The organism is Acidovorax sp., from assembly GCF_046341535.1.
In the GTDB taxonomy this organism is placed as follows: Bacteria; Pseudomonadota; Gammaproteobacteria; order Burkholderiales; family Burkholderiaceae_C; genus Acidovorax.
Window position 1 is genome coordinate 1 of sequence record NZ_JBKDRI010000152.1, and the last position, 6,135, is coordinate 6,135.

Genomic DNA, 6,135 nt, shown 5'->3' on the forward strand with positions numbered 1-6,135 from the left:
TGTCAGAGCGTCAGGTGCCTGGCAATGGCACAGCCGGAAAAGACGTCAAGCTGCCGGCCAACAGCCAGATTGATCGGACCCGCACGATCACCGTGGAGTTCGACGCGAATGCGCGCGGTCCGTGGGATTTCAAACCTGCCCAGCGATCCGTGCAGGTTCACCCTGGCGAGCTGACGACAGTGATGTACGAGTTCCAAAACGTGCAAAACCGTCGCATGGCAGCGCAGGCCATCCCGAGCTACGCACCGCGCCAGGCGGCAGCGCACTTCAACAAGCTGGAGTGTTTCTGCTTCAACCAGTACACGCTGGAGCCGGGCGAAAAGAAAGAATGGCCTGTGGCGTTTGTCATTGATCCACGTCTTTCCAAGGACGTGACGACGATCACGTTGTCCTACACATTCTTTGAGGTGGGTGGCAAGACGCCCGCCGCTCCGGGTTCCGCCGGCGCAGGGGGCGCGACCCACATCCAGGCGGCCGTGGTGGAAACACCGCCGCTGGTGGCGCGTGCCGGAGCAGGCTCGTGACGGAACCCGAGGCGGGCGATGCAGGGTCGATTGCGCGCCGAGGTTCACTGCCCCGCACCATCCGGGCCGTGGCTTGGGCGCTGATAGGTTTGCGGCAGGGTAGTGAATATGAGCAGGACGTGCAGCGCCTAAACCCGCTTCACATCATTGCGGTGGGGCTGGTGGCAGTGTTTGCGCTGGTCCTTGGGCTGGTTGGTCTGGTGAACTGGATCGTTTAGAAGATACGTGGCGTGCCATTTGTCGGCAGGGGGCGCCACCCTAAGTTTTGAGATTTTGAGAATTCAGGAGCTGAAATGAGTGCATCAACCCACGGCGGAACTCCGTACTACTATGTGCCCGCCGAATCGCGCCATCCTTTCATGGCAGCCGTTGGCCTGTTCTTTGTGATCCTGGGCGCGGGGCAGTGGATCAACGGCCACGACTGGGGCAAGTACTCACTGGCGTTTGGCTTGGTCTGGTGGCTGTTTGTGCTGTACCAGTGGTTTGGTGATGCGATTCGCGAGAGTGAAGGCGGTCTGTACGGTCGCAAGATCGACCTGTCCTACCGCTGGAGCATGAGCTGGTTCATCTTCTCTGAGGTGATGTTTTTCGGGGCGTTCTTCACAGCGCTGTGGTGGGCGCGCGCCCACTCGGTGCCCACCTTGGGAAGCCTCGATAACGCCCTGCTGTGGCCTGACTTCAAGGCTGTGTGGCCCAGCATTGCTGCGGGTGCAACCGCCTCGCCAGCAGGCATCGTGGAGCCGTTCCAGACGGTAGGCCCCTTCTGGCTGCCCACCATCAATACGGCTTTGCTGCTAACGTCGGGTGTCACGCTCACCATTGCCCACCATGCACTGCGTGAAAACCAGCGTGGCAAGACCATAGGCTTCATGTGGCTCACCGTTTTGCTCGGTCTTGTCTTCCTGCTCGTCCAGGGCTACGAGTACTATCACCTGTACACCGACCTGAACCTTAAGCTCAACTCCGGTATTTTTGGTTCGACCTTCTTCATGCTGACCGGCTTTCACGGCTTCCACGTGTTCCTGGGCATGTTGATGCTACTGGTGATCACGCTGCGCCTGCAAAAGGGGCACTTCACCGCCGACAAGCACTTTGGCTTTGAAGGCGCTGCCTGGTATTGGCACTTTGTGGACGTGGTTTGGCTGGGCCTGTACGTGCTCGTTTACTGGATGTAGGCCCAAAGCACTTGAAAAAAGCGCCTCGCGGCGCTTTTTTTGTTGTGGTGGCCACCTGCAGCCCGGCGAGGATGCTTGCGCCTCGTTGAACAGGATCAACGGGTCGCGGGCAGCCCGGTGGGTTGAATGTAGCCCAGCTGCCAGGCAATCAGGATGCAGACAAACAGCAAAATGGAGAGCCCCACGCGCAGCGCAAGCGCCTTGGCCATGTGGTTGCCCCGGCTTTTGTCGTCGCGCCCGTTGCGCATCATGAAGAAAAGCGCTGAAGCCAGGCTTGCGAGAACGGCAATGAAAGCCACCAACACCAGATATTTCATGGACGCCATTATCCCGTGACTGCCCCCACCCGCGCTGCAGACAGGCGTTTCTGGCTGATCACCGTCGCTGCCGTGCTGGCCATCGGGGTCACGGCATCGCTGGGGCGTTGGCAGCTCTCGCGTGCCTCACAAAAGCAGGCTCTCCAGTCCTCGATCGATGAGCGCAGGCAGATGGGCCCCGTGGACGTGCTCACGCTGGTGCAGTCCAAGGCGCTACCTTCGCCCACCCAGCCACAGGATAAGGACGCTGCGTTACAGGCACCCCTGGACGATCTTGTCCACCGGACGGTAGCACTGCGCGGGCGGTGGCTTGGCAAGCACACGGTGTTCCTTGACAACCGGCAGATGAACGGCCGCCCCGGGTTTTTTGTGCTTACGCCCTTGCAGTTGACCGATCCGGCGGGCGAAGGCGCAGTGGTGCTTGTCCAGCGCGGCTGGGCGCCCCGCAATTTCCAGGATCGCACGCAGTTGCCGCCCGTGGGCACGCCAATGGACGACGAGGTTTCTGTGCAAGGCCGTATTGCCCCGTCGCCTTCGCGCCTGTATGAGTTTGATGCTGGCCCGGCAACTCCAAGGTCTTCACCCATCCGGCAAAATCTGAATTTGTCGGCTTTCCGCGCCGAGACCGGTTTGCCGATCCTTGCGTTGACCGTGCTGCAGACCAGCGAATCCGCCGATGGTCTGCTGCGCGACTGGCCGGTCATCAGCGCCGGCATCGACAAACATTACGGTTACGCCTTTCAATGGTTCGGGCTTTGCGGCCTGATTGCAACGCTTTATGTCTGGTTCCACATCGTCCGACGGTTCATTCGCCCGCGCCGCCAGCCGGCCCCCTGACGAGGGGGGGGAGCATCCCCTGGGGCTCACGGTGCACACGCTGCCGCCTGCGGGAGCGGCGGTTGCCGAGGCCCAGCGTGGACGCTACGGCCGGTTGAAAATGCTCGGGGTGCTGCTGATCTGTGCGGCACCCGTGATTGCGTCGTATTTCACGTACTACGTCATACGGCCTGAGGGCCGCCGCAACTATGGCGAACTGATCGACCCACCGCGCGCCATTCCGGACGTGGTGGCTGCGACGGTGGATGGAGGGTCGCTGAGTCTGCCCTCGCTCAAGGGGCAATGGTTGCTGGTGAGCGTGGCGGGCGGAGCCTGCGATGCCGCGTGCCAAAAGCATCTGTACCTGCAGCGCCAGTTGCGCGAGAGCCTTGGCAAAGAAAAAGACCGCCTTGACTGGGTCTGGCTGGTGGATGATGCGGCGCCGCTGCCTGCAGAGCTGAGCGCCGCCCTGCAAAAGGCCACGGTGCTGCGGCTGGATGCGGCTTCGCTGGGCACCTGGCTTGCCCCGGCCCCGAGCCACGCGATGGCCGATCACCTGTACGTGGTGGACCCGATGGGCCACTGGATGATGCGCTTTCCGGCCGCCATGGATGCCACCGGGGCAGCCAAGGCCAAGCGCGATCTGGAGCGTCTGCTGCGTGCCTCATCGTCGTGGGATGAACCCGGCCGGCCGGTCAAGCCATGATGGACACACAGCCTCTTTACGACCTGGCGCCCATCGCGCGGCTGATGCTGGTGGGCATCGTCATTGCCCTGGGCCCTCTGGTGTGGATTGCGCTGCGAAACCGTGCCAGCACGCCTGTGCGCCGTTTGCAGGCGCTGACGGTGCTGACCCTTTTCCTCACCTTTGACCTGGTGCTGTTCGGGGCATTCACACGCCTGACGGACTCTGGGCTGGGCTGCCCCGACTGGCCCGGTTGCTACGGCAGCGCGAGCCCCATGGGAGCACGCGAGGAAATCGCAGCGGCCCAGGCGGCCATGCCGACCGGCCCCGTCACCCATGGCAAGGCGTGGATCGAGATGATTCACCGCTACCTGGCGACGGGCGTCGGGGTGCTCATCATTGTCATGACGGTATCCGCATGGGTCCAGCGGCGTCAGGCAGACCGCACGGGCGCGCAGCAGTCCCCGCTGAGCCCCTGGTGGCCCACGTTCACGCTCTTTTGGGTGTGCCTGCAGGGTGCGTTCGGCGCGCTCACCGTGACGATGAAGCTCTTTCCTGCCATCGTCACGCTGCACCTGATGGGAGGCCTCGTTTTGCTGGCGCTGCTGTGCGTGCAGGCGGTGCGGCACACCCATTGGGCGCAGGGGCGCCAGCCCGTCGCGCTGGCTGGCTTTTTGCGCCATGCGCTGGTGGCCGCTGCCACCCTGGTGGCCGTGCAAATCGCGCTGGGCGGCTGGGTGAGCACCAACTATGCCGTGCTGGCCTGCACGACCTTTCCCACCTGCCAGGGGAGCTGGTGGCCAGAGATGGATTTCGCGCAGGGCTTTCAGATCTGGCGCAAGCTGGGTCTGCTGCAGGACGGCACCCACATCAGCTTTGCCGCACTGACGGCCATCCACTACGTGCACCGCCTGATGGCCTACCTGGTGCTGGCGGTCATAGCGGGCGTGGCCTGGGCACTGCACCGCCGCGGGCTGCTGGTGGTACAGGCATGGTGGCTTGCCGCGCTGGGTGCGCTTCAACTGCTGACCGGGCTTTCCAACGTGATCCTGGGCTGGCCGCTGGTTGCGGCCGTGCTGCACACCGGTGGCGCCGCGGCGCTGGTGGTGGTTTTGACATGGTCTCTTGCATCGTGCCGGGTGGCCGCGCAGCCGCAAGAGCGATCTGCACCTTCGCGTGCACCGAGAGTTTCCGCATGAGTGTTGCTTCCCCCGTAGCGGTTGCGCTGCCGTCCCGTCTGGCCCAGTTTTACGCGCTGACCAAGCCGCGCGTGGTCCAGCTCATTGTTTTTTGCGCGCTGATCGGCATGGTTCTGGCGGTGCCTGGCATGCCCTCTGGCGAGCAACTGGGGCGGATGGTGGTGGCATCAGCCGGTGTTTGGCTGGTGGCAGGCGCTGCTGCCGCATTCAATTGCATCGTGGAGCAGGGCATTGATGCCAAGATGAAGCGCACGGCATGGCGTCCTACCGCCAAGGGCGAGTTGTCGAACGCCCAGACCTTGCTGTTTTCAGCCGTGTTGTGCGCTGCCGGGTCGGCGATCCTGTGGGTTTTCGTCAACCCGCTGACCATGTGGCTCACCTTTGCCACGTTTGTGGGGTACGCGGTGATCTACACCGTGATCCTCAAGCCCCTGACCCCCCAGAACATCGTGATTGGTGGTGCATCGGGGGCCATGCCGCCGGTGCTGGGCTGGGCGGCGATGACCAACGATGTCGGCCCCGAGGCGCTGATCCTCTTTCTGATCATTTTTCTGTGGACGCCGCCGCATTTCTGGGCGCTGGCCCTTTACCGTGTGGAGGACTACCGCAAGTCGGGCCTGCCCATGTTGCCTGTCACGCACGGCAATGAATTCACCCGGCTGCAGGTATTGCTGTACACGCTGATCCTGTTGGCCGGTTGCCTGATGCCGTTTGTGTACGGCATGAGTTCCTGGATCTACCTTGTGGCGGCGGTGCTGCTGTGCGGGGGCTTTTGCGCCTATGCATTTGCGCTGTGGCGCAACTATTCTGATGCGCTGGCCCGCAAGACCTTCCGCTTTTCCCTCATTCACCTGAGCCTGCTGTTTGCCGCCCTGCTGGTGGACCATTACGTGCTGTGACTGCCCCCATGCCTGAACGTCATTTTGCTATAAAAATAATAGCTTCTATCGCAATAGCGGCGTGCGTAACCGCACTTTTTTCTGCCTGTTCTGAGAAAAAACCGGAGTTTCGGGGCGTGGATGTGACGGGCGCTGAGTACGCACGCGACCTGCCGCTGACCGACCAGCACGGCAAGGCGCGCCACCTTTCTGACTTTGCGGGCAAGGTGGTGGTGGTGTTCTTTGGCTTCACCCAGTGCCCGGATGTCTGCCCGACCTCCATGCTGGAACTGGCCGAGGTCAAGAAAATGCTGGGCCCCGACGGCGACCGCCTGCAAGGGATTTTCGTCACCGTGGATCCCGAGCGCGACACGCCCGAGGTGCTCGCGGCCTACATGGGCAATTTTGATCCGAGCTTTCTGGCGCTGCGGGGCTCGCCCGAGCAATTGGCCGCCGTGGCCAAGGACTTCAAGATCTACTACAAGAAGGTCGATGGCAAGACGCCCACCAGCTACACCATGGACCACTCTGCCGGAAGCTA

9 protein-coding genes are annotated in these 6,135 nt (G+C 62.6%); 8 read left to right on the forward strand and 1 reads right to left on the reverse strand.

Annotation, left to right across the window (positions count from 1 at the left end; all coding sequences use genetic code 11):
* The 3 genes from ACK543_RS11250 to ACK543_RS11260 form a co-directional block, all read left to right on the forward strand.
* A partial coding sequence (locus ACK543_RS11250; RefSeq protein ID WP_409942938.1) for a cytochrome c oxidase assembly protein occupies window positions 1-524 on the forward strand: 524 nt, incomplete at its 5' end.
* Window positions 521-742, forward strand: coding sequence for a DUF2970 domain-containing protein (locus tag ACK543_RS11255; protein WP_409942939.1), 222 nt, complete (start codon window positions 521-523; stop codon window positions 740-742). The genes ACK543_RS11250 and ACK543_RS11255, both read left to right, overlap by 4 nt.
* Window positions 743-817: 75 nt before the next feature.
* Entirely contained in the window at window positions 818-1,699 is an 882-nt protein-coding gene (locus ACK543_RS11260) for a cytochrome c oxidase subunit 3 (RefSeq protein ID WP_409942940.1), read from the forward strand.
* 95 nt (window positions 1,700-1,794) lie between these two features.
* Here ACK543_RS11260 and ACK543_RS11265 read toward each other — a convergent pair whose 3' ends face one another.
* Window positions 1,795-2,016 (reverse strand): twin transmembrane helix small protein, encoded by a 222-nt coding sequence (locus ACK543_RS11265; protein WP_409942941.1) that lies wholly within the window; start codon window positions 2,014-2,016, stop codon window positions 1,795-1,797.
* 15 nt (window positions 2,017-2,031) lie between these two features.
* Here ACK543_RS11265 and ACK543_RS11270 point away from each other — a divergent pair, with 15 nt between their 5' ends.
* The 5 genes from ACK543_RS11270 to ACK543_RS11290 all read left to right on the forward strand — a co-directional run.
* Window positions 2,032-2,853 carry an SURF1 family protein gene (locus ACK543_RS11270; protein ID WP_409942942.1) on the forward strand — a complete coding sequence of 274 codons (822 nt, stop codon included), beginning with the start codon at window positions 2,032-2,034 and terminating at the stop codon, window positions 2,851-2,853.
* A complete protein-coding gene (locus ACK543_RS11275; protein WP_409942943.1) occupies window positions 2,795-3,538 on the forward strand; it encodes a hypothetical protein in 744 nt (247 codons plus the stop codon). The genes ACK543_RS11270 and ACK543_RS11275 overlap by 59 nt, the downstream gene beginning before the upstream one ends.
* Entirely contained in the window at window positions 3,535-4,716 is a 1,182-nt protein-coding gene (locus tag ACK543_RS11280) for a COX15/CtaA family protein (protein WP_409942944.1), read from the forward strand. Before ACK543_RS11275 ends, ACK543_RS11280 begins: the two co-directional genes overlap by 4 nt.
* Window positions 4,713-5,615, forward strand: a complete 903-nt coding sequence (gene cyoE, locus ACK543_RS11285) for a heme o synthase (RefSeq protein WP_409942945.1) — start codon at window positions 4,713-4,715, stop codon at window positions 5,613-5,615. The genes ACK543_RS11280 and cyoE overlap by 4 nt, the downstream gene beginning before the upstream one ends.
* Window positions 5,616-5,623: 8 nt before the next feature.
* Window positions 5,624-6,135, forward strand: a 512-nt coding sequence (locus ACK543_RS11290; protein ID WP_409942946.1) for an SCO family protein, incomplete at its 3' end; no start/stop codon positions are given.

What these genes read in the sequence shown, in the direction of transcription:
- cyoE (WP_409942945.1), top strand. Translation starts at nt 4,713, where the DNA reads ATGAGTGTTGCTTCCCCCGTAGCGGTTGCGCTGCCGTCCCGTCTGGCC.
- ACK543_RS11275 (WP_409942943.1), top strand. Translation starts at nt 2,795, where the DNA reads ATGTCTGGTTCCACATCGTCCGACGGTTCATTCGCCCGCGCCGCCAGC.
- ACK543_RS11265 (WP_409942941.1), bottom strand. Translation starts at nt 2,016, where the DNA reads ATGAAATATCTGGTGTTGGTGGCTTTCATTGCCGTTCTCGCAAGCCTG.
- ACK543_RS11280 (WP_409942944.1), top strand. Translation starts at nt 3,535, where the DNA reads ATGATGGACACACAGCCTCTTTACGACCTGGCGCCCATCGCGCGGCTG.
- ACK543_RS11260 (WP_409942940.1), top strand. Translation starts at nt 818, where the DNA reads ATGAGTGCATCAACCCACGGCGGAACTCCGTACTACTATGTGCCCGCC.